Consider the following 18914-nt stretch of genomic DNA (forward strand, 5'->3'; position numbering starts at 1 on the left):
GGGACCTCTCACCTGAGCAGATAGGGCATGTTGACCGTGACCGCGCCGGTGGGACAGCGGGCGGCGCACGGGCCGCAGTACCAGCACTCGTCGACGTGCATGTACGCCTTGCCGTTGTCCTGGTGGATGGCGAGTGAGTCGAGCGGGCACATGTCGACGCACAGGGTGCAGCCGTCGATGCACTTCGACTCGTCGATGGTCACGGGCACGTCGGCCCGCTGGGGCGCCAAAGGCATGGCTGTCTCCAGTAAGAGCGGTACGGAAGGGAGCTCGGGGGTCAGCAGGAGCGGTGCAGCAGACCGCTCATCGTGATGCGGTCGCCGCGGAAGCGGATGAACTCCAGGTCGACGGGGCGCCCGTCGGCGAGATGGGTGAGCCGCTCCAGCATCAGCACGGCGGCGCCGCGCGGTGCCTGGAGCACGTTCGCCGAGTGCGCGTCGGCGTTGACGGCCTCGAGTGTGATCTCGGCGGTGCCGAGCGGCTGTCCGGTCAGGGATTCCAGCAGCCGGAAGACATCGGTGTTCTCCAGGTCGCAGCCGATCAGGTCGGCACCGATGTCCATCGGGATGTAGGTGAGGTCGAGGGAGAGCGGCAGCCCGCCCAGCAGGCGCAGCCGTTCGATGTAGAGCACGTCGGCGTGCTCCGGGAGGCGGAGTCGCCGGGCCACGGGTGCGGGCGCGGTGACGGGGCCGACGGTACGGACTTCGTTGGTGACGTCGCCGTGTTCGCGCAGGGTCTCGGCGAGACCCTGCAGTCGGTTGAGGCCGTGCGGGTACTTCTCGGACACCACGACCGTGCCGACGCCCGGCTGCCGTTCGATCAGTCCTTCCGTGCGCAGCAGGTCGAGTGCCTGCCGGACGGTGTTGCGCGATACCCGGTACTCCTCGCCGATCGCGCCCTCCAGCGGCAGTACACCACTGGGGAACCCGCCCGTGCGCGCCTGGTGGCGCAGCAGGTCGGCGAGCTGCCGTGCCTGGTCCGCGCGCAGCCGTCGCCGGCGTGCGGCGGCGAGGGGCACGGTGTGCTCACGGAGGCGTTCGGCTGGCATGCGAGGGACCATACCGACGCTTTCCGCACAATGGTGTTGCCACAGTATTGCGCCACCTGAGCACCCGGCAGCAACGCGTTGACCTGCATGTTCAGGGCGGAGAGTCGAAGATCTGCCACTCAGTCCCACGACGGCGGCAGGCCGCGGGCCCCGTCCCGGCAGCCCGCCGTCCACGCCTCGGAGGGCGGGAAGGGTTCGATCCCGTCGGTCTCTGCGTGCTCGCCGCACTCCGCGTCCGCCCCGGCCTCCCCGGCCGTGTCGGCCGGGGAGGTGGCATCGTCCACATGGCCGTCCGGGATCTCGTCGCGGCCGTAGCGGTAGCCCTCCCGGTACCGCTCCGCCGGGCTCGGCGTGTCCGAGCAGCCGGCGAGGAGCAGTCCCAGGGACGCGGGTGTGACGAGACCCCGGACCGTGCGGGTCATGCCGAGGGAGCGATCCGTCCGGTGACCTCGCCGAGTCCGACGCGTACGCCGTCGGGGCCGGGGGCCCAGGCGGTCATGGTCACCTCGTCGCCGTCCTCCAGGAAGGTGCGCTTGCCGCCGGTCAGCTCGAGGGCGTCCCGTCCGTTCCAGGTGAGTTCGAGCAGCGAGCCGCGCTGCTGGACCTCCGGGCCGCTGACGGTGCCGGAGCCGAAGACGTCACCGGTGCGCAGCGAGGCGCCGTTGACCGTCATATGGGCGAGCTGCTGGGCGGCTGTCCAGTACATGCTCGCGAACGGCGGCTCGGCGACGGCCTCGCCGTTGATCGACACCGTGATGTGTACGTCGAAGCCGCCCGGCTCCTCGTCGGCGGAGTCGTCGAGATACGGGAGCAGGTCGACGTCCCGGGCGGGCGGGTCGGTCCGCGCGGCGTCCAGGGCCTCCAGCGGGGTCACCCAGGCGGAGACGGAGGTGGCGAAGGACTTGCCGAGGAACGGGCCGAGCGGCACGTACTCCCAGGCCTGGATGTCGCGCGCCGACCAGTCGTTGAGGAGGAAGAGCCCGAAGACATGGTCGCGGAAGTCCCCGAGGGCGACCGGTGTGCCCCGCTCGGAAGGGGTGCCGACGACGAAGCCGACCTCGGCCTCGATGTCGAGCTTCACGGACGGGCCGAAGACGGGAGCCGCGTCGGACGGGGCCTTGCGCTGCCCGTGGGGGCGCGTCACTTCCGTGCCGGAGACGACGATCGTGCCGGACCTGCCGTGGTAACCGATCGGCAGATGCTTCCAGTTGGGGGTGAGCGCGTCGCCGTCCGGGCGGAAGATCCTGCCCACGTTGGTGGCGTGGTGCTCGCTCGCGTAGAAGTCGACGTAGTCGGCGACCTCGTACGGAAGGTGCAGCGTCACCGAGCCCAGCGGGTGCAGCAGGGGCTCTATGTCGGGCCGGTGCGCGGGCACCGAGACCCACGCGGTCAGCGCACGCCGCACATCGCGCCATGCGGTCCGGCCCGCCGCCAGCAGCGGATTGAGGGTGGGCTGCGCCAGCAGCGCTGCGTACGGGGAGCCGAGGGCATGAGCCGCGGCCCCGGCGTCGAGGACATGGTTTCCGATGCGGACGCCGAGCCGCCGGCGATCCGGCTCGTCGGCCGTGGTGAAGACGCCGTACGGGAGGTTGTGCGGGCCGAAGGGATCGCCTTCGGCCAGATCGAGCGGGCTCTGCTCGGGCATCGGTGCTTGCCTCGCTTTCCACGTGTGTGGGGAACACGTTACGTCGGCACCCCCAGGTGGTGGCAGTGCCCCATGAGTGTCGCGGGAGTCCCAGGTGAGGGGGAGGTTCGCACCGTTCCGCCGGGCGGTGCGCGGCGGAACGGCAACTTCTCGCGACCCGGCCGCTTTCGCGGTCGGCGGGGTGCCGGGCGTCGTGGGTCCGCCGCGTCCGCCGGGGCAGCCGGGTCACCCCGTCACGCGGGGGACGCGTTTCTCCCAGGTGCGGTGGAAGACGATCTCGTCGCCGTCCCGGCACACCACCTCGTCCCGGGTGCGGAAGCCGATGTGGTCGCAGGTGAGGTCGGAGTGGGTCTCGATCCGCACGTCCCATGACAGTTCGGGCCGGTGCAGCCGGATCGTCCAGTCGCTGCGTGCCCCGGCGGACAGCGGATCGTCCTCGTGGATCGTGTACGTCTCCAGGGCCTGTTCGGTGAACTCCAGTCCGTCCGGGAACACCTGGGTGCCGCCGGGGCCCGGGTCGCACTCCAGACGCCATTCGCCCTCGGCGACGTCCCGGGTCACCAGCAGCGCGGGGCGCCGCTTGTCGAGTGTGACGGGGATGCTGACCCCGAGCGGTTCGGCGTGCTCGGGGTCCTCGAAGGCGATCGTGTCCGTGGTGCGTTCGCGTACGGGGAGTTCGAGGCGCGAGCCCTCCGGGTCGAGCGTGAAGCCCGCCGACCCGGCGCGCGGCCAGACCCATGGCCAGTACGCGCAGGAGACGGCCAGCCGGATGCGGTGACCCGGAGGGAATGTGTGGCCCATCGCGGACAGCTCGAAGCCGACCTCCTCCGTCTCGCCGGGCGTCCAGGCGTCGCACCGCTCCCGGCCGTGGCGGGCGGCCATGTCGAGCACGCCGCGCGTGACGAGGGTGGCTGCGCCGTCGGGGGCAACGTCGCAGATCCGGGCGACGGCCTGGCCGTGCGGCACATCCAGCCGCAGCCGCAGCGTGACCTGTGGGCGGCCGAGGATGTCGATCGCCTCGTCGCCGACAGGGAACTCGAAACACGCCGAACGGGCGTCCTCCTCGCGCTGGTCGGGCGGCAGGTCGGCGTCCTGCCCGACGGGACGGAGGCGCCCGGCGTCCACGCCGGTGTGCTGCGGCGAGTGCACGAGGACCGGCGCGCCGCCGAGTCCGTACGGGACGAGGGTGATGTGCGGCGACGGCCAGACGTCGTCGCCGACCCAGCGGCCGCCCGGCGGCTCGGCGTACGCCGTCGCGGGCGGATGTGCCGCGCCGATCCAGGAGCGCAGCAGCGGCTCGGCCATCACGCCGGTGGCCCCCGCGCCCGAGGCGCTGTCGGAATCGGCCTTCAGCCAGTGGTCCCACCAGCGCAGCGTCTCCTGCAGGAACCCGATCGCCGGCCCGGGCGGCCGCGCGGTGTCGGGGTACTGGTGCGGCCAGGGGCCGATCAGTCCGCGCACGCGCTCGCGTGGCAACCGGCTGACCAGGCGCAGCACGGTGTCCCGGTGCGGTTCGTGCCAGCCGCCCACTGCCAGCACCGCCGCCTCGATGCCTGTGTGGTCCTCGGGGAGCGCCGCGTGCCGCCAGTGCTCGTCGCGGAGCTGGTGGCCGAGCCAGGTGTGGACGTACGGCGTGAGCGCCTCGAGCCGTTTCAGCCACAGCGTGCGCCAGCTCTCACCGGTGAACAGCGGGTCGGGCGGGCGCACCGTGCCGGCGAGCAGGGCGGCGGCCCTCGCGTGCAGCCCGGCGGCGCTCACCGCGCCGCCCAGGTGGAGCCCGTCGTTGTCGTACGGGTCGTCACTCGCGCAGACCGTGACAACGGCCTTCAGCGGCCAGGGCGCGAGCGCGGCGATCCGCAGCGCACTGCGCCCGCCCCGGCCGAGCCCGAACATGCCGACCCTGCCCGAGCACCACGGCTGCCCGGCCAGCCACTCGATCACCTCGGCCCCGTCGACGATCTCCGTGGCGTCGCACTCGTCGCCCGGCAGGCCCTCGCTGTTGCCGTGGCCGCGCACATCGACCCGAACGGAGGCGTAACCGTGGCCCGCGTACCAGGGGTGGCGCTGGGCGTCGCGGGCGGCGGTGCCGTCGGTGAGCCGGTGCGGCACGTACTCGAGCAGGGCGGGCACGGGCTCGTCGGTCACCGGCCGCCAGATGCGCGCGTACAGCGTGATGCCGTCCGGGAGCGGAATGCGGAGGTCCTCATGGGCGGTCTTGTACGGGAACTCGGTGCGGATGCGCATGGCGACCTCGGCGGCGCTGCTCAAGGGCCCGGGCGACGGGTCGGGACTGATGCACTACTTCTGGATATATAGCCTGATCACGAACATACCGGGGGTGGCGGGAAGGCGCTCATGGTGATCGAAACGCGACCGGATACGCTGACTTGAGTGAAGACAGCGACACATCGACAATCCATGTGATCGTCAGCAGACAGGAGTACCCCTCGTGACCGTCGTCGGGCCGTTCGGGCTGAGCGTGCGGGACCAGGCTCTTGAGGCCGATGTCCAGACCGGGTTGTCTGCTGTCGAGGCGGGGCTGCTCGAGGCCACCAAGAGCGAGGTGCCCTTCATCACGGGGGCCGCGCAGCACCTCGTCCGGGCCGGCGGGAAGCGTTTCCGGCCGTTGCTGGTGATGCTGGCCGCCCAGTTCGGTGACCCGTACGCGCCGGGCATCGCGCCCTCCGCCGTCGTTGTCGAACTCACCCACCTCGCCACCCTCTACCACGACGACGTCATGGACGAGGCGGATGTGCGCCGCGGCGTGGCCAGTGCCAACGCCCGCTGGGGCAACTCGGTCGCGGTCCTGACCGGCGACTTCCTGTTCGCCCGTGCGTCGCACATCCTGGCCGACCTCGGCCCCGAGGCCGTACGCATCCAGGCGGAGGCGTTCGAGCGACTGGTCACCGGTCAGATCCTGGAGACCGCGGGGCCGCGTGACGGCCGCGACCCGGTGGAGCACTACCTCGACGTACTCGGTGGCAAGACCGGCTCCCTGGTCGCCGTGGCGTGCCGGTTCGGGGGCATGATGTCCGGCGCCGACGAGCAGGTCGTGGACATCCTGACCCAGTACGGGGAGCGGCTCGGCGTAGCCTTCCAGCTCGCCGACGACGTGCTCGACATCGCGTCCGACTCGCGCGAGTCCGGCAAGACGCCCGGCACGGATCTGCGGGAGGGCATTCCGACACTGCCGGTGCTGCATCTGCGTGCCCGGGCCGAGGCGCACGGGCGGCCCGAGGACCTGGAGCTCGTCGAGCTGCTCGACGCGGACCTGACGGACGACGCCCGGCACGCGCAGGCGCTGGCCCGGCTGCGGGTGCACCCGGCGCTGGAGCAGGCCAGGCGGGACACGGTGCGGTACGCGCAGGAGGCGCGGACGATGCTGGCACCGCTGCCCGACTGCTCGGCGAAGGCCGCGCTGGAGGAGCTCTGCGACGCGGTCGTCCACCGCGCCGGCTGACGTACTCGCGGTAACTCCACTCCTGGTTCACCTGCCGTACACCTTGCGGCGGAGGTTTGCATTCCCTTTCTGTATCTGTGATACAGGTCACATTCCTGGATTGAGTCTAACCTCGGATCCACTCCGTACCCATGCCCAGAAGCTGACGCAGGGGGCGTCAGCGTGGGTACGGGGAGATTTACCGATGAAGCGCACCAAGACCATCCTTGTCGGTACGACCGCCGTGGCCGCCGCGGCCGGCGTGGCCCTCGCGGTCCTGCCGGCCTTCGCCGCCGACGGCAAGGGCTCCGCCCGGCACGGCGCGCAAGGGGACAGCGGCTCGGGCGTGAGCGTCCAGAGCGGCGGCAGCGCGGGGAAGCCGGGCCAGGGGGCCGCGTTCTTCGTGGCGAGCCTCAACGGTGCCAATGAGGTTCCGGTGCAGTCGGGGCCGGCCGTCGGTGACCACGACGGCGCGGCGCTCGAATTCGTGAAGGTCCAGGGGGACAAGGTGTCGGTCGCGGTGAAGTTCCGCGGCACCGACAAGCCGACCGCTCTGCACATCCATCAGGGTGCCAAGGGCACGAACGGGGGCATCAGGATCGATTTCACCGAGCTGCTCGGGAAGGGCAGCACCAAGGCCAGGGGCTGGACGGGCGCGGTGAGCGGCACCGTCGAGGTCAAGGACAAGGCCGTGCTCGACGCGTTCACGAACGACCCGAACGGCTTCTACGCCAATCTGCACACCGCCGAGTTCCCGGGCGGCGCCGTCCGCGGCCAGTTCCACAAGGTCACCAGCTCCTTCCGGTTCAAGGCGGCCCTCGGCTTCCAGGCGTCCGTCGTCAAGGGCAAGCAGATCTACGAGTGCAAGAAGGGCCAGGACGGCACGTACTCCTTCCAGCAGCGCGACGTACGCGCGGTGCTGGGCGGGAACATCGCGCACTCCTTCGTCGCCCCCAACTCCGGTACACCGCAGTGGATCGCACCCGACCACAGCGCCGTCACCGGGTCCCTGATCAGCAAGACGCCGAACGGGGACAAGAACATCCCGGAGCTGGATCTGAAGGCCACCCGGTCCGGCAAGAAGCGGGGCCTGTTCGCGCAGACCCAGGAGATCTTCCGGCTGAACACGGTCGGCGGCGTGGCCCCGGCCGGCAGCTGCGGCAAGGGCGCGATCGTCGGCGTCCCGTACGGAGCCGACTACGTCTTCGTCCAGAAGTAGCAGCCACGGCTCACCACATGCGGGCACGGCGCGTCCCCTACTGGTCGGGGGACGCGCCGCGCCTTTGTGTCATCCCAGAGCAGTACGCCAAGTTGCGCCCGCGGTCTGACGCTTCTTCCGTGCCGTTTTGGTCAGATGAATACACGACGCCTGACCAACCACGGAGGTAGGGCACACCATGGCACCGAACGACAGCGCACAGACCACCGAAGAGGCCAAGGACCTGGCAGTGGGACGCCGCAAGGCCGCCCGCTACGTCGTCCCCCTCGCGGTGGCCGGGGTGGCGGCGGCGACCATCGGGCTCGTCCCGGCGCTCGCTGCCTCCGGTGACCCCGACCTGCCGGACATCACCGCGCAGGAACTCATCGAGAAGATCGCCGCGTCGGACACCCAGCAGCTCTCGGGCACGGTGAAGATCACCACGGATCTCGGTCTTCCGTCGCTCGAGGGGCTCGCGGGCCTCGACGGCGGCTCGTTCGCCCCCGGGGGCGGCGAGGGCGAGGGGTCGGCCGCGTCCCCCGACGCCAAGCTGATGCAGCTGGCGTCCGGTACCCACACCCTGCGGATCGCGGCCGACGGCCCCGACCGGCAGAAGGTGTCCCTCCTGGACGACTCCGCCGAGTACAGCCTGATCCACAACGGGGACGAGGTCTGGGGCTACGACAGCGCCACCAACGAGGTCTACCACGGCAAGGACGACGGCCGGCACGAGCGTTCCGGCAAGGACCAGGAGCTTCCCGAGGATCTCCCGAAGGAACTGCCCACCACGCCGAAGGAGTTCGCGCAGGAGGCGCTGAAGGCAGCGGACGGCACCACCTCGGTGACCGTCGGCGGCACGGCGCAGGTGGCCGGGCGGGATGCGTACAAACTCGTCATCAAGCCCGAGCAGGAGGGCTCGACGGTCGGTGCGATCACGGTCGCGGTGGACGCCGAGAACGGCACCCCCCTGAAGTTCACGCTCAGCCCGAGCAGCGGTGGCAAGGCCGTGCTCGACGCGGGCTTCACGAAGGTCGACTTCGCCGAGCCGGCCGCGTCCACCTTCGACTTCACCCCGCCCAAGGGCGCCAAGGTGACCGAGGCGGACGAGCTGGAGCGGCAGAAGGAGCACACCACTCCCGAGGAGTTCGCGGGACCTGAGGACTTCGGCGGCCTGGACGTCATCGGCGAGGGCTGGACCTCGATCGCCAGGATCGAGGGAGCGGGCGACGGGGACTTCGGCGGCGCCGAGGACGGTGCGAAGGGCGGCGACGTACCGCCCGAGGCACAGCAGTTCATGGACTCGCTGGGTGACAAGGTCACCGGGAAGTTCGGCTCGGGCACGGTCTTCTCGACCCGACTGGTCAACGCCCTGATGACGGACGACGGCACCGTCTACGTCGGCGCTGTCACCAAGGACGCACTGGTGAAGGCAGCGAACGAGGCCAAGTAGCCACACCCGGGCGGACCCTGTACGAGTCTTTGCGGTCTGTGCCCCGCCGCACGCTCCGGCGGGGCGCAGAGCTGACCCATCACGGCGTGAGGACCGCCGACGCGAAGAACTCCTTGGCGTCGGCACGGGCCCGCACGTCGTCGTGTACGTCACCGGGACGGCTGCCGTTGCCCAGCAGCACCCCGCCCCACCGCATCCGCATGTACGAGGCGGTGGCGCGCAGCGTCCCGACCAGCGGATCGGCCGCAGACCGCTCGGGGTCCGCGAGCGCGGTGACGCCCCACAGGGTGCGGCCGGCCATGCGCGGCTTGAAGTCCAGGCCGGGCACCCGCATCCACCCCGACCAGTGGTCCAGATACCGCTTGGTGGAGGTGGACACGGAATACCAGTACAGCGGCGAGGCGATCACCAGGTCGGTCGCGTCCAACGTGGCGTCCAGCAGGGCGGCGGCGTGCCCGGTGGGCGCGGGACAGATCTCGTCGTCGTGGCGCACGTCCTCGAAGTCGGGCAGCGGGTGTGCGGCCAGGTCCAACCAGCGCTGCTCGGCCCCGGCCGGGAGTTGCTCGGCGGCCAGCCGGGCCAGCATCTCGGTGTTTCCGCCGGTGCGGCTGCTGCCGAGCAGGAACAGGAACGTGCGGGCCATGACCATCTCCCCATCGAGCGTGACTGCATGCGTGTGCAGTATATGCACACGCATCCAGTCGTGGGGGGTGGCAGTCCTGAGCGGCCTCGACAGGCCTCAGAAGGTGAGCTTCCAGCTGTCGATGTAGCCGGTGTCGTACCGGGCCACGTCCTGCACCCGCAGCTTCCAGTCGCCGTTCGCCGCCTCGGCGGAAGCGTTCACGGTGTACGTGGCGACGACGTTGTCGGCCGAGTCGCTGCCGCTGGAGTTCTTCAGCCGGTACGCGGTCCCGTCGGGGGCCACCAGATCGACGACCAGGTCGCCGCGCCAGGTGTGCTTGATGTCGACGCCGACCTGAAGAGCGGCCGGGGCGTTGCCGGTGCGGCCCGAGACACCCACGGTGGAGGTGACGGCGGCGCCGTTGTCCGGGACGGCGACATCGGCGGCGTTCTCGTACACGTCACCGGGCGGAACCGTCGTGCCGGCCGACAGGGTCCAGATCGCGTGGGCGACGGCGTCGCTGTTGCGGTCGAGCGCGGTGTCGTTGATGTTTGTCGAGGAGTCGCAGGAGGAGTGGTAGCAGCGGTCGAAGGCCTGGCCGGAGGTGCCGCCCCACTTCTGGGCCTGGGCGGCGCTCTTCGTACGGCTCGCGCCGGTGAACAGACCTCCGACGGGTATGCCCACGTTCTTGAAGGACGCGTGGTCCGAGCGGCCGTCGCCCTCGGTCTCGATCTCGGTGGCGACACCGAGGCCGGCGAAGTAGTCCTTGAAGGTCTGCTCGATCGTCGGGTCGTCGTCGTAGACGAAGTAGCCCGGGTTCGGGGAGCCGATCATGTCGAAGTTCAGATAGCCCGAGAGCTTCGAACGCTCGGTGGCCGGCAGGTTGTTGACGTAGTACTTCGAGCCGACCAGTCCCAGTTCCTCGGCGCCCCACCAGCCGAAACGCAGATGCTTCGCCGGCTGGAGCCGGGCGCGGGAGACGGCGAGCGCGGTCTCCAGTACGGCGGCGGAACCGGAGCCGTTGTCGTTGATCCCGGCTCCCGAGGTGACCGAGTCGAGGTGCGCTCCCGCCATCAGGGTCTGGTTGACGTCGCCCCCGGGCCAGTCGGCGATCAGGTTGTACCCGGTCGCGCCGCTGGAGGTGAACTGCTGGACGGTGGTGGTGAATCCGGCTGCGTCGAGCTTGGCCTTCACATAGTCCAGGGAGGCCTTGTACCCGGCCCGGCCGTGGGCCCGGTTGCCGCCGTTGGCGGTGGCGATCGACTGGAGCTCGGTGAGATGCGCCTTGACGTTGGCGAGCGGTATGTCGGGCGCGGCGAGTGCGGTCACCGGCGCGGCCGACTGGTCCGCCGCCGCCGCGGCGGCGCTCGCGACGGGTACGGCGGGGGCGAGCAGTCCGGCGAGGGCGAGTGCCGCGGCCGCGACGGTGCGTCTGGGAACGGAGAGGGTCATGTGGGGGCTCCGGATTCCGTACGGGGATGGGACGGAACGTGCATGACGCCCCGGGACGGCGGGTCCCGGGGCGCTGGAGCTGTGATGCGCTGTGCGTGCTGAATGGTGAGTGAGAGGCTGACACACCGTCAAGGGCGGAAATCGGTCAGTGGCGTTCGTATACCGAACGACTACTGGGTCCTGTCCGGGCGGTCATCGAGGTCGGCCCGCGGCGTCGGATGCATGGGGTTTCCCCGGGCCCGGAGGGCCGAGGGGGCGCATCGCAAGGCGGTGGGGGTACCGCCCGGCCGGAGGCCGGGGAAGATCGCTCTCGTGCCGGACGTACTCGGGCGACCCCGACAGCACAGCGAGGTGCCGTAGCTGTCGTCGTGGGCCCGGGGGGATCGCCCGGACAGGGCTAGTGGACGCAGAACTCGTTGCCCTCCGGGTCGGCCATCACGACCCAGGAACCGCCGGGTTCGTCCACCCGGTTCACGACCGTCGCGCCGAGGGCTTCGAGGCGGGCCGTCTCCGCGTCCCGGCTGCCCGGGTCCGTGTGCAGGTCCAGGTGGAGGCGGTTCTTGGCCGTCTTGGGCTCGGGGACGCGCTGGAACAGGATGCGGCGGCCGAGGCCCGTGCCGCTGTGCTCGTCGTAGGCGTCGTCCGGATGACGGACGGCGACCAGATCACGCCAGGAGCGCCGGCCGTGGGATTCCACCGTCGCCTCGCGCGGTACGGCCCCGTGGGTGAGGAGCTGGTCGATCAGGTGGCTGTTGTCCTCGACCAGGTAGCCGAGGGTCTCGGCCCAGAAGTCGGCCTGGGCGTGGGGATCGGTCGCGTCGATCACGAGTTTCCAGTGCAGCGGCATGTCAACCAGTTATAGTGGTTACACGATGGAGGTCGCAATGGAAACGCCGGGGCTGGTCCTGCGGACGCCGGAAGGCCGTCCGTACCGCTTCGATCCGGGTGCGCTCTGTCTGGAGCTGCTGCCGACCGGCGGGCCCGGCGCGCTCGCGCGGTACGAGGTGCTGGGCGAGCCGGCCGGACTGCTCGCCTGGGTGGCGAGCAGCCGACTGTCCGGCGGGTTGGAACTGACCGCGGATGAGCGCGAGCTGGCTGCCGTGCGGGAAGTGCGCGACGCGCTGCTGGGAATGACCGCGGCCCGGGCGCATGCCCGCGACCTCGACCCGGCCGATGTCGCGGTGGTGAACGCGGCGGCGGCCAAGGCCCCGCTCGTGGCTCGCCTCGCCGCCGACGGATCGCGGCAGTGGGCCCCCGGCGCGACCGTGGACCAGTTGCTGTCGACCGTCGCGCGCGACGCGGTCGACCTGTTCACCGGTCCGTACGCGCACCGGATCCGTGAATGCGGCTCGCACGACTGCCACCTGCTCTTCGTCGACATCTCGCGCCCCGGCCGCCGCCGCTGGTGCGCGATGGAACGGTGCGGGAACCGCAACAAGGTGCGGGCCCACCGCGCACGCCTGGCGGACAGCGATGCGGACCCCGCGGCAGAAGCGGCAGAAGGAGGAGTGTCATGAGGGGCAGGCCTGTTGGGCCGACCGAGGACGCAGGCCGGGAGATCGGCGTGTCCCGGACCCTGCCGTTGCCGCCCGCCGCCGTGGCCGAGGACCCGCGCCCGGCTGCCGCTTGTCACATCGGATCGCGGCCGTCGCCCAGAATGGGGGGCTCTTCGTCGCCCCACTCGCCCTCGTCCTCGAGGTCCTGGCCTCTGCCCGTGCTCCCGCCTCCCGGCCGGCCGGGAGGCGGGCGCTCGTACTCGGGCGCGCGGCTCGGCGGCGACGCGCCGTGGCGGCCGCGCGACCTGGTGTCCCGGGCACGGTCCCACTCCGCTTCGGCGTTCGACAGCCACCGCTCCCAGCGCTGCCGCATCGGATGGACGAGACCGCCGCCCACGCCCACGACGACCACGCCGGCGATCGTGGCCAGCACCGCGATGAGTACCGGGCCGGTCACCGTGACCGCGATCTGTGCCTGGCCGAGCGCCGCGATCACCCCGAGGCCCACGATGAAGGCCCAGGCGGTGGTCGCGAGGATCCTGCCGTACGAGGCCGTGCCCAGCGCTCCCGTGACGATGTCGCGCACCGCGCGGGCGATGGCCATGGCCACGACGACGACGACGCAGGCGACGATCGCCTTCGGCAGCCAGGCGACGATGGAGTCGATCATGGTGCTGACCGGGTTGGGGCCGAAGACCCCGAAGGCCAGCTGCAGAGCCGTCAGCAGGAACGCGTAGTAGACGATTCTGACGATGATCCCGGTCGCGTCGTACTCGGATCCCCTCAGCCTGTCGGCCACGCCACCGCGCTCGGCGAGCTGTTCGAACCCGACCTTGCGCAGTACACGGCCCGCGATCTTTGCGATCGTTCTGGCCACGATCCAGCCGACGACCAGGATCGCCAGGAACGCGAAGAACTTGGGGATGAACCGCGCCACGGCGGACCACGCGTCGGTGATCCCCTGTCCGAAATCGACGGACAGTGCGAAGGGATGCCACATGGCGCATGCTCTCCGCTCTGCGGGGGGCCTCGGTCCGGACGACCGCGGCCTGTGCTTCCCGGGGTACACCGCTCGACCCGTCACTGCCTGTGCGCGGCGGCAGCGCAGGGCTGTTCGGGTGGTTAATAGGTCCCGGCGGGTGCCGCCCGGCGAGCGGGGACGAGCTGCCTCACGTGACGTCGGCGCGCTGACCCCGGCAGGGGCCCGGCGGGGTCAGCCCGTGGGCTCGGACTGCGGTTCCGGGCGCGCCGCCGGGGCCGGCCCGGGGTCGGGCGCAGCCGCCACGGCCACCGCCGCCGCAGCCGGTCCGTCGGCCGCCACCTGTGCCGCCAGCAGCAGTGCCCGGGTCTTCGTACGCCGCGCGTTGCGCAGCGCGTCCCAGGTCAGGCAGGTCAGCGCCAGCCACACGAGCGCGAACCCGGCCCACCGCTCCGGTGGCATCGCCTCGTGGAAGTACGCGACCCCCAGCAGGAACTGGAACACCGGTGCCAGGTACTGCAGCAGCCCGAGCGTGGACAGCGGTACCCGGATCGCCGCCGCGCCGAAGCAGACCAGCGGTACCGCCGTCACCACGCCCGTCGCGGCGAGCAGCGCCGCGTGGCCGGCGCCGTGGAAGCCGAAGGTGGCGGAGCCGTTCGCGCCGAGCCAGACCAGGAAGGCGAGCGCCGGCAGGAACTGGATCGCGGTCTCGGCGGCCAGCGACTCGAGTCCGCCGATGTTGACCTTCTTCTTGACCAGTCCGTACGTGGCGAAGGAGAAGGCCAGCGTGAGTGAGATCCACGGCGGCCTGCCGTAACCGATCGCCAGGACCAGCACTGCGGCGAAACCGGTACCGACGGCCGCCCACTGAACCGGCCGCAGCCGCTCCTTGAGCAGCAGTACGCCCATGGCGATGGTGACCAGAGGGTTGATGAAGTAGCCGAGCGACGCCTCGACGACATGGCCGGAGTTCACGGCCCAGATGTAGACACCCCAGTTGACGGTGATCACCGCCGCGGCAACGGCGACGAGTCCCAGCTTGCGGGGCTGTCGCAGCAGCTCGCGGATCCACCCCCAGCGCCTCAGCGCCAGCAGCGTGACGCCGACGAAGGCCAGTGACCAGACCATCCGGTGGGCGAGGATCTCCAGCGCGCCGGACGGCTTGAGCAGAGGCCAGAAGAGCGGGACCAGACCCCACATGCCGTAGGCGCCGATCCCGTACAACAGGCCTGCCCGCTGTTCGCTCTGCGACTTCACTGACCCTCCTGTCCTGCGCGCGTCACCTCGAAGAAGGTACGCCGCGCAGGGGCAGGATGTCATGTCCGTATTGCAATACGGTCATGACGGAACTTGGGGGAAGGGTCCATGTCACGCGATCGCGAGCGCCGCGGCCACCGGGTCGGCGAGCGGCGTCGTGGACCGGCCGCGCGACAGCTCGGCGGCGTATTCGGCAGAGGATGGACCCGGTGCGGGCCGCGCGCGACGCCTGATACGCCTACGGCGTCGCGCGACGCCTGAGACGCCTACGGCGAGGAGAAGGGACGCGCCGGGTGAACTCCCGCACGGGGGAGAACTGCCCGGGGGCGGCCGTACACGCGAGAGGGGCAGGAGCCCGGTGGCTCCTGCCCCTCTGTGACGATGTCCTGCGGCGTCAGCCGACGACGGTCCAGGTGTCGCGGCCCGCGAGCAGCGTGGCGAGGTCGCCCTTGCCGTTCTGCTCGATGGCGGTGTCGAGCTGGTCGGCCATCAGCGTGTCGTAGACCGGCCGCTCCACGCTGCGGAAGACACCGATGGGCGTCTGGTGCAGCGTGTCCGGGTCGGCCAGCCGGGACAGCGCGAACGCGGTCGTGGGACTCGCGACGTGAGCGTCGTGGACGAGGATCCTCGACTCGTTCTCGGCGGTCACCTGCACCACCGTGAGATCGCCGGTCCGTTCGTCGCGTACGACGCCCTTGGAGCCCTCGCTGCCGAAACGGATCGGCTGCCCGTGCTCCAGCCGGATCACGGCCTCTTCCGCCTGCTGCTTGTCCTTGATGACGTCGAAGGCGCCGTCGTTGAAGATGTTGCAGTTCTGGTAGATCTCCACCAGCGCGGTGCCCTGGTGGTCGGCGGCCTGACGCAGTACCTCGGTGAGGTGCTTGCGGTCGGAGTCGACGGTCCGGGCCACGAACGACGCCTCCGCGCCGAGCGCGAGCGAGACGGGGTTGAAGGGCGCGTCGAGCGAGCCCATCGGCGTCGACTTGGTGATCTTGCCGAGCTCGGATGTCGGGCTGTACTGGCCCTTGGTGAGGCCGTAGATCCGGTTGTTGAACAGCAGGATCTTCAGGTTCACATTGCGCCGCAGGGCATGGATGAGATGGTTTCCGCCGATGGAGAGCGCGTCGCCGTCTCCGGTGACGACCCAGACGGACAGGTCTCGGCGCGAGGAGGCAAGGCCGGTCGCGATCGCCGGTGCGCGGCCGTGGATGGAGTGCATCCCGTACGTGTTCATGTAGTACGGGAAGCGGGAGGAGCAGCCGATGCCGGAGACGAAGACGATGTTCTCCTTCGCCAGGCCGAGCTCGGGCATGAACCCCTGCACGGCGGCGAGGATCGCGTAGTCACCGCAGCCGGGGCACCAGCGCACTTCCTGGTCGGACTTGAAGTCCTTCATGGACTGCTTGGCTTCGGCCTTGGGAACCAGGGAAAGAACACCGGATGCTGTCTCAGTCATTGATGGCCTCCTTGAGAGCTTCCGCGAGCTGCTCGGCCTTGAACGGCATGCCGTTGACCTGGTTGTACGAGCGAGCGTCGACCAGATACCTCGCCCGGATCAGGGTGGCGAGCTGGCCGAGATTCATCTCGGGCACCACTACCTTCTCGTAACGCCCCAGAACGTCCCCGAGATTCCTCGGGAACGGGTTGAGGTTGCGCAGATGCGCCTGGGCGATGGGGATGCCCACCGCGCGCAGCCTGCGTACGGCGGCGGTGATCGGCCCGTACGTCGAACCCCATCCGAGTACGAGCGTGGTGGCGCCCGCCGGGTCGTCCACCTCCAGGTCCGGGACCTCGATGCCGTCGATCTTGGCCTGGCGGGTCCGGACCATGAACTCGTGGTTGGCCGGGTCGTAGGAGATGTTGCCGGTGCCGTCCTGTTTCTCGATACCGCCGACACGGTGCTCGAGCCCGGGCGTGCCCGGTACCGCCCAGGGGCGGGCCAGCGTCTGCGGGTCGCGCTTGTACGGCCAGAACACCTCGGTGCCGTCGGCCAGCTCATGGTTGGGGCCGGTCGCGAACTGCACCCGCAGATCGGGCAGTTCGTCGATGTCCGGGATCCGCCACGGCTCGGAGCCGTTCGCCAGGTAGCCGTCGCTCAGCAGGACCACCGGGGTGCGGTAGGTGAGTGCGATCCGGGCCGCGTCGAGAGCGGCGTCGAAACAGTCCGCCGGAGTGCGCGGCGCGACGATCGGGACCGGGGCCTCACCGTTGCGCCCGTACATGGCCTGCAGCAGATCCGCCTGCTCCGTCTTGGTCGGCAGACCGGTCGACGGGCCGCCGCGCTGGATGTCCACGACCAGCAGCGGCAGCTCCAGCGACACCGCGAGGCCGATCGTCTCGGACTTGAGCGCCACACCCGGGCCGGATGTGGTGGTGACCGCGAGGGAGCCGCCGAAGGCCGCGCCCAGCGCGGCGCCGATACCGGCGATCTCGTCCTCGGCCTGGAAGGTCCGCACACCGAAGTTCTTGTGCTTGGACAGCTCGTGCAGGATGTCGGAGGCGGGCGTGATGGGGTACGAGCCGAGGTAGAGCGGCAGGTCGGCCTGCTTGCTCGCGGCGATCAGCCCGTAGGACAGGGCCAGGTTCCCGGAGATGTTGCGGTACGTACCGGTGGGGAAGGCGTGGGTGGCCGGGGCGACCTCGTAGGAGACCGCGAAGTCCTCGGTCGTCTCGCCGAAGTTCCACCCGGCGCGGAACGCGGCGACGTTCGCCTCGGCGATGGCGGGCTTCTTCGCGAACTTCGTGCGAAGGAAGGTCTCGGTGCCCTCGGTGGGCCGGTGGTACATCCAGCTCAGCAGCCCGAGCGCGAACATGTTCTTCGAGCGCTCGGCCTCCTTGCGGGACAGCCCGAAGTCCTTGAGGGCCTCGATCGTCAGCGTCGTCAGAGGCACCGGATGGACGTGGTAGCCGTCCAGCGAACCGTCCTGGAGCGGTGAGGTGTCGTAGCCGACCTTCGCCATCGCCCGCTGGGCGAATTCATCCGTGTTGACGATGATCTCGCTGCCGCGCGGCACATCGCCGATGTTCGCCTTCAGCGCGGCCGGATTCATCGCCACCAGCACGTTCGGGGCGTCGCCCGGCGTGAGGATGTCATGGTCGGCGAAGTGCAGCTGGAAGCTGGAGACACCCGGCAGCGTGCCGGCGGGGGCCCGGATCTCGGCGGGGAAGTTCGGCAGCGTGGAGAGGTCGTTGCCGAACGACGCCGTCTCCGCGGTGAACCTGTCACCCGTGAGCTGCATACCGTCACCGGAGTCACCCGCGAAGCGGATGATCACCCGGTCCAGGCGGCGGATTTCCTTTTCGCCCGCGGGCTTGCGCTGCCCACCGACGACTGCCTCGTCGGCCTCGTCGGCCTGCTCGGCTGAGGTGCTGACCTGGCTGGTCACTGAACTGGACCTCCCTTGAGGCGGCTGCTCGGGCCCGGCCGGCGCACCGGCCGACCCCAATGCCACCCTACGTCTGTAAGGGTGGCCTTCCTTGGACCGCTCGTATTTCGGACGTCCTTTTGAGATGGTCCGACGGCCTGGTTTGCCATGGTTTGCTCGCCCCCGGGTCCTTTGAGGAAAGACGCTCTCCACTCATTCTTCGGTTCTCGGACTGCTGATTCACTCGACAGCTGACAGATTGTCAGTCGATTAGGAGTTCAGGTAGGTCAATACCGCCAGTACACGCCGATGATCCCCGTCACTCGGGGTAAGGCCCAGCTTCAGGAAGATGTTGCTGACGTGCTTCTCGACCGCACCGTCGCTGACCACGAGCTGCCTGGCGATCGCCGAGTTCGTACGGCCCTCGGCCATCAGGCCGAGCACCTCACGCTCGCGCGGCGTCAGACCGGCCAGCACATCCTGCTTACGGCTGCGGCCCAGCAGCTGGGCGACGACCTCGGGGTCCAGCGCCGTGCCACCCCGTGCCACCCGCACCACAGCGTCCACGAACTCGCGTACTTCCGCCACACGGTCCTTCAACAGGTAGCCCACACCGCGGCTGCTGCCGGCGAGCAGCTCGGTGGCGTACCGCTCCTCGACGTACTGCGACAGCACCAGCACCCCGACCCCGGGGTGGTCGCGGCGCAGCTGCACCGCCGCCCGCACCCCTTCATCCGTATGGGTGGGCGGCATCCGTACGTCCGCGACGACGACGTCCGGCAGCTCGGCCTGCGCGGCCAGCTCGTCGACCGTCTTGATCAGCGCCTCCGCGTCCCCCACCCCGGCGACGACATCGTGCCCGCGGTCGGTCAGCAGCCGGGTCAGCCCCTCCCGAAGCAGTACGGAATCCTCGGCGATGACCACCCGCACCCTGTCCTTCACTGCCTTTGAGCCCCCCTGTCG

Annotated in this window: 17 protein-coding genes; 4 read left to right on the top strand and 13 right to left on the bottom strand. The window is 70.3% G+C overall.

Annotated elements, in window-relative coordinates:
* Window positions 1–8 precede the first annotated feature (8 nt).
* From ACFYWI_RS03310 to ACFYWI_RS03330, 5 genes are all read right to left on the bottom strand, one after another.
* A complete protein-coding gene (locus ACFYWI_RS03310; RefSeq protein ID WP_356912040.1) occupies window positions 9–236 on the bottom strand; it encodes a ferredoxin family protein in 228 nt (75 codons plus the stop codon).
* A gap of 41 nt (window positions 237–277) precedes the next feature.
* Window positions 278–1048: a GntR family transcriptional regulator gene (locus tag ACFYWI_RS03315; protein ID WP_389224641.1), complete on the bottom strand. Its 771-nt coding sequence runs from the start codon at window positions 1046–1048 to the stop codon at window positions 278–280.
* Between the two features lie 119 nt (window positions 1049–1167).
* The gene (locus ACFYWI_RS03320) at window positions 1168–1470 is read right to left on the bottom strand and encodes a hypothetical protein (RefSeq protein WP_389224643.1); all 303 of its coding nucleotides are present in this window, start codon (window positions 1468–1470) and stop codon (window positions 1168–1170) included.
* Window positions 1467–2693, bottom strand: coding sequence for a fumarylacetoacetase (fahA, locus tag ACFYWI_RS03325; RefSeq protein ID WP_389224645.1), 1227 nt, complete (start codon window positions 2691–2693; stop codon window positions 1467–1469). Before fahA ends, ACFYWI_RS03320 begins: the two co-directional genes overlap by 4 nt.
* 225 nt (window positions 2694–2918) lie before the next feature.
* Complete coding sequence (locus tag ACFYWI_RS03330; RefSeq protein WP_389225207.1) at window positions 2919–4937, bottom strand: CocE/NonD family hydrolase; 2019 nt, start codon at window positions 4935–4937, stop codon at window positions 2919–2921.
* A gap of 205 nt (window positions 4938–5142) precedes the next feature.
* Here ACFYWI_RS03330 and ACFYWI_RS03335 point away from each other — a divergent pair, with 205 nt between their 5' ends.
* The 3 genes from ACFYWI_RS03335 to ACFYWI_RS03345 all read left to right on the top strand — a co-directional run bounded on the left by ACFYWI_RS03335 (window position 5143) and on the right by ACFYWI_RS03345 (window position 8780).
* The gene (locus ACFYWI_RS03335; protein ID WP_389224647.1) at window positions 5143–6153 is read left to right on the top strand and encodes a polyprenyl synthetase family protein; all 1011 of its coding nucleotides are present in this window, start codon (window positions 5143–5145) and stop codon (window positions 6151–6153) included.
* A 184-nt stretch (window positions 6154–6337) separates the two neighbouring features.
* Entirely contained in the window at window positions 6338–7351 is a 1014-nt protein-coding gene (locus ACFYWI_RS03340) for a CHRD domain-containing protein (RefSeq protein WP_389224649.1), read from the top strand.
* A 178-nt stretch (window positions 7352–7529) separates the two neighbouring features.
* Window positions 7530–8780, top strand: coding sequence for an outer membrane lipoprotein carrier protein LolA (locus ACFYWI_RS03345; protein WP_389224651.1), 1251 nt, complete (start codon window positions 7530–7532; stop codon window positions 8778–8780).
* Window positions 8781–8859: 79 nt separating this feature from the next.
* Here the strand turns inward: ACFYWI_RS03345 and ACFYWI_RS03350 are convergent, their stop codons facing one another.
* The 3 genes from ACFYWI_RS03350 to ACFYWI_RS03360 form a co-directional block, all read right to left on the bottom strand.
* Window positions 8860–9423: a flavodoxin family protein gene (locus tag ACFYWI_RS03350; RefSeq protein WP_389224653.1), complete on the bottom strand. Its 564-nt coding sequence runs from the start codon at window positions 9421–9423 to the stop codon at window positions 8860–8862.
* A 96-nt stretch (window positions 9424–9519) separates the two neighbouring features.
* Window positions 9520–10854, bottom strand: a complete 1335-nt coding sequence (locus ACFYWI_RS03355; protein ID WP_389224655.1) for a M28 family metallopeptidase — start codon at window positions 10852–10854, stop codon at window positions 9520–9522.
* Window positions 10855–11251: 397 nt separating this feature from the next.
* On the bottom strand, window positions 11252–11701 hold the full coding sequence (locus tag ACFYWI_RS03360; protein WP_389224657.1) for a VOC family protein: 450 nt from the start codon (window positions 11699–11701) through the stop codon (window positions 11252–11254).
* Window positions 11702–11738: 37 nt separating this feature from the next.
* Between ACFYWI_RS03360 and ACFYWI_RS03365 the strand changes: the two genes are divergently transcribed.
* On the top strand, window positions 11739–12371 hold the full coding sequence (locus ACFYWI_RS03365; RefSeq protein WP_389224659.1) for a CGNR zinc finger domain-containing protein: 633 nt from the start codon (window positions 11739–11741) through the stop codon (window positions 12369–12371).
* A gap of 112 nt (window positions 12372–12483) precedes the next feature.
* Here ACFYWI_RS03365 and ACFYWI_RS03370 read toward each other — a convergent pair whose 3' ends face one another.
* The 5 genes from ACFYWI_RS03370 to ACFYWI_RS03390 all read right to left on the bottom strand — a co-directional run bounded on the left by ACFYWI_RS03370 (window position 12484) and on the right by ACFYWI_RS03390 (window position 18881).
* Window positions 12484–13350 carry a hypothetical protein gene (locus ACFYWI_RS03370; RefSeq protein ID WP_389224661.1) on the bottom strand — a complete coding sequence of 289 codons (867 nt, stop codon included), beginning with the start codon at window positions 13348–13350 and terminating at the stop codon, window positions 12484–12486.
* Between the two features lie 213 nt (window positions 13351–13563).
* Window positions 13564–14586 (bottom strand): EamA family transporter RarD, encoded by a 1023-nt coding sequence (gene rarD / locus ACFYWI_RS03375; protein WP_389224663.1) that lies wholly within the window; start codon window positions 14584–14586, stop codon window positions 13564–13566.
* Window positions 14587–14980: 394 nt separating this feature from the next.
* A complete protein-coding gene (locus ACFYWI_RS03380; RefSeq protein WP_389224665.1) occupies window positions 14981–16042 on the bottom strand; it encodes a 2-oxoacid:ferredoxin oxidoreductase subunit beta in 1062 nt (353 codons plus the stop codon).
* Entirely contained in the window at window positions 16035–17972 is a 1938-nt protein-coding gene (locus ACFYWI_RS03385; protein ID WP_389224667.1) for a 2-oxoacid:acceptor oxidoreductase subunit alpha, read from the bottom strand. The genes ACFYWI_RS03380 and ACFYWI_RS03385 overlap by 8 nt, the downstream gene beginning before the upstream one ends.
* 249 nt (window positions 17973–18221) lie before the next feature.
* Window positions 18222–18881, bottom strand: a complete 660-nt coding sequence (locus ACFYWI_RS03390; RefSeq protein WP_389225209.1) for a LuxR C-terminal-related transcriptional regulator — start codon at window positions 18879–18881, stop codon at window positions 18222–18224.
* Window positions 18882–18914: the final 33 nt, after the last annotated feature.

It is taken from the genome of Streptomyces sp. NPDC002889 (assembly GCF_042888425.1).
In the GTDB taxonomy this organism is placed as follows: domain Bacteria; phylum Actinomycetota; class Actinomycetes; order Streptomycetales; family Streptomycetaceae; genus Streptomyces.

What these genes read in the sequence shown, in the direction of transcription:
- ACFYWI_RS03360 (WP_389224657.1), bottom strand. Translation starts at nt 11,701, where the DNA reads ATGCCGCTGCACTGGAAACTCGTGATCGACGCGACCGATCCCCACGCC.
- ACFYWI_RS03370 (WP_389224661.1), bottom strand. Translation starts at nt 13,350, where the DNA reads ATGTGGCATCCCTTCGCACTGTCCGTCGATTTCGGACAGGGGATCACC.
- ACFYWI_RS03315 (WP_389224641.1), bottom strand. Translation starts at nt 1,048, where the DNA reads ATGCCAGCCGAACGCCTCCGTGAGCACACCGTGCCCCTCGCCGCCGCA.
- ACFYWI_RS03365 (WP_389224659.1), top strand. Translation starts at nt 11,739, where the DNA reads ATGGAAACGCCGGGGCTGGTCCTGCGGACGCCGGAAGGCCGTCCGTAC.
- fahA (WP_389224645.1), bottom strand. Translation starts at nt 2,693, where the DNA reads ATGCCCGAGCAGAGCCCGCTCGATCTGGCCGAAGGCGATCCCTTCGGC.
- ACFYWI_RS03350 (WP_389224653.1), bottom strand. Translation starts at nt 9,423, where the DNA reads ATGGCCCGCACGTTCCTGTTCCTGCTCGGCAGCAGCCGCACCGGCGGA.
- ACFYWI_RS03330 (WP_389225207.1), bottom strand. Translation starts at nt 4,937, where the DNA reads ATGCGCATCCGCACCGAGTTCCCGTACAAGACCGCCCATGAGGACCTC.
- ACFYWI_RS03380 (WP_389224665.1), bottom strand. Translation starts at nt 16,042, where the DNA reads ATGACTGAGACAGCATCCGGTGTTCTTTCCCTGGTTCCCAAGGCCGAA.
- ACFYWI_RS03355 (WP_389224655.1), bottom strand. Translation starts at nt 10,854, where the DNA reads ATGACCCTCTCCGTTCCCAGACGCACCGTCGCGGCCGCGGCACTCGCC.
- ACFYWI_RS03345 (WP_389224651.1), top strand. Translation starts at nt 7,530, where the DNA reads ATGGCACCGAACGACAGCGCACAGACCACCGAAGAGGCCAAGGACCTG.
- ACFYWI_RS03320 (WP_389224643.1), bottom strand. Translation starts at nt 1,470, where the DNA reads ATGACCCGCACGGTCCGGGGTCTCGTCACACCCGCGTCCCTGGGACTG.
- ACFYWI_RS03310 (WP_356912040.1), bottom strand. Translation starts at nt 236, where the DNA reads ATGCCTTTGGCGCCCCAGCGGGCCGACGTGCCCGTGACCATCGACGAG.
- ACFYWI_RS03340 (WP_389224649.1), top strand. Translation starts at nt 6,338, where the DNA reads ATGAAGCGCACCAAGACCATCCTTGTCGGTACGACCGCCGTGGCCGCC.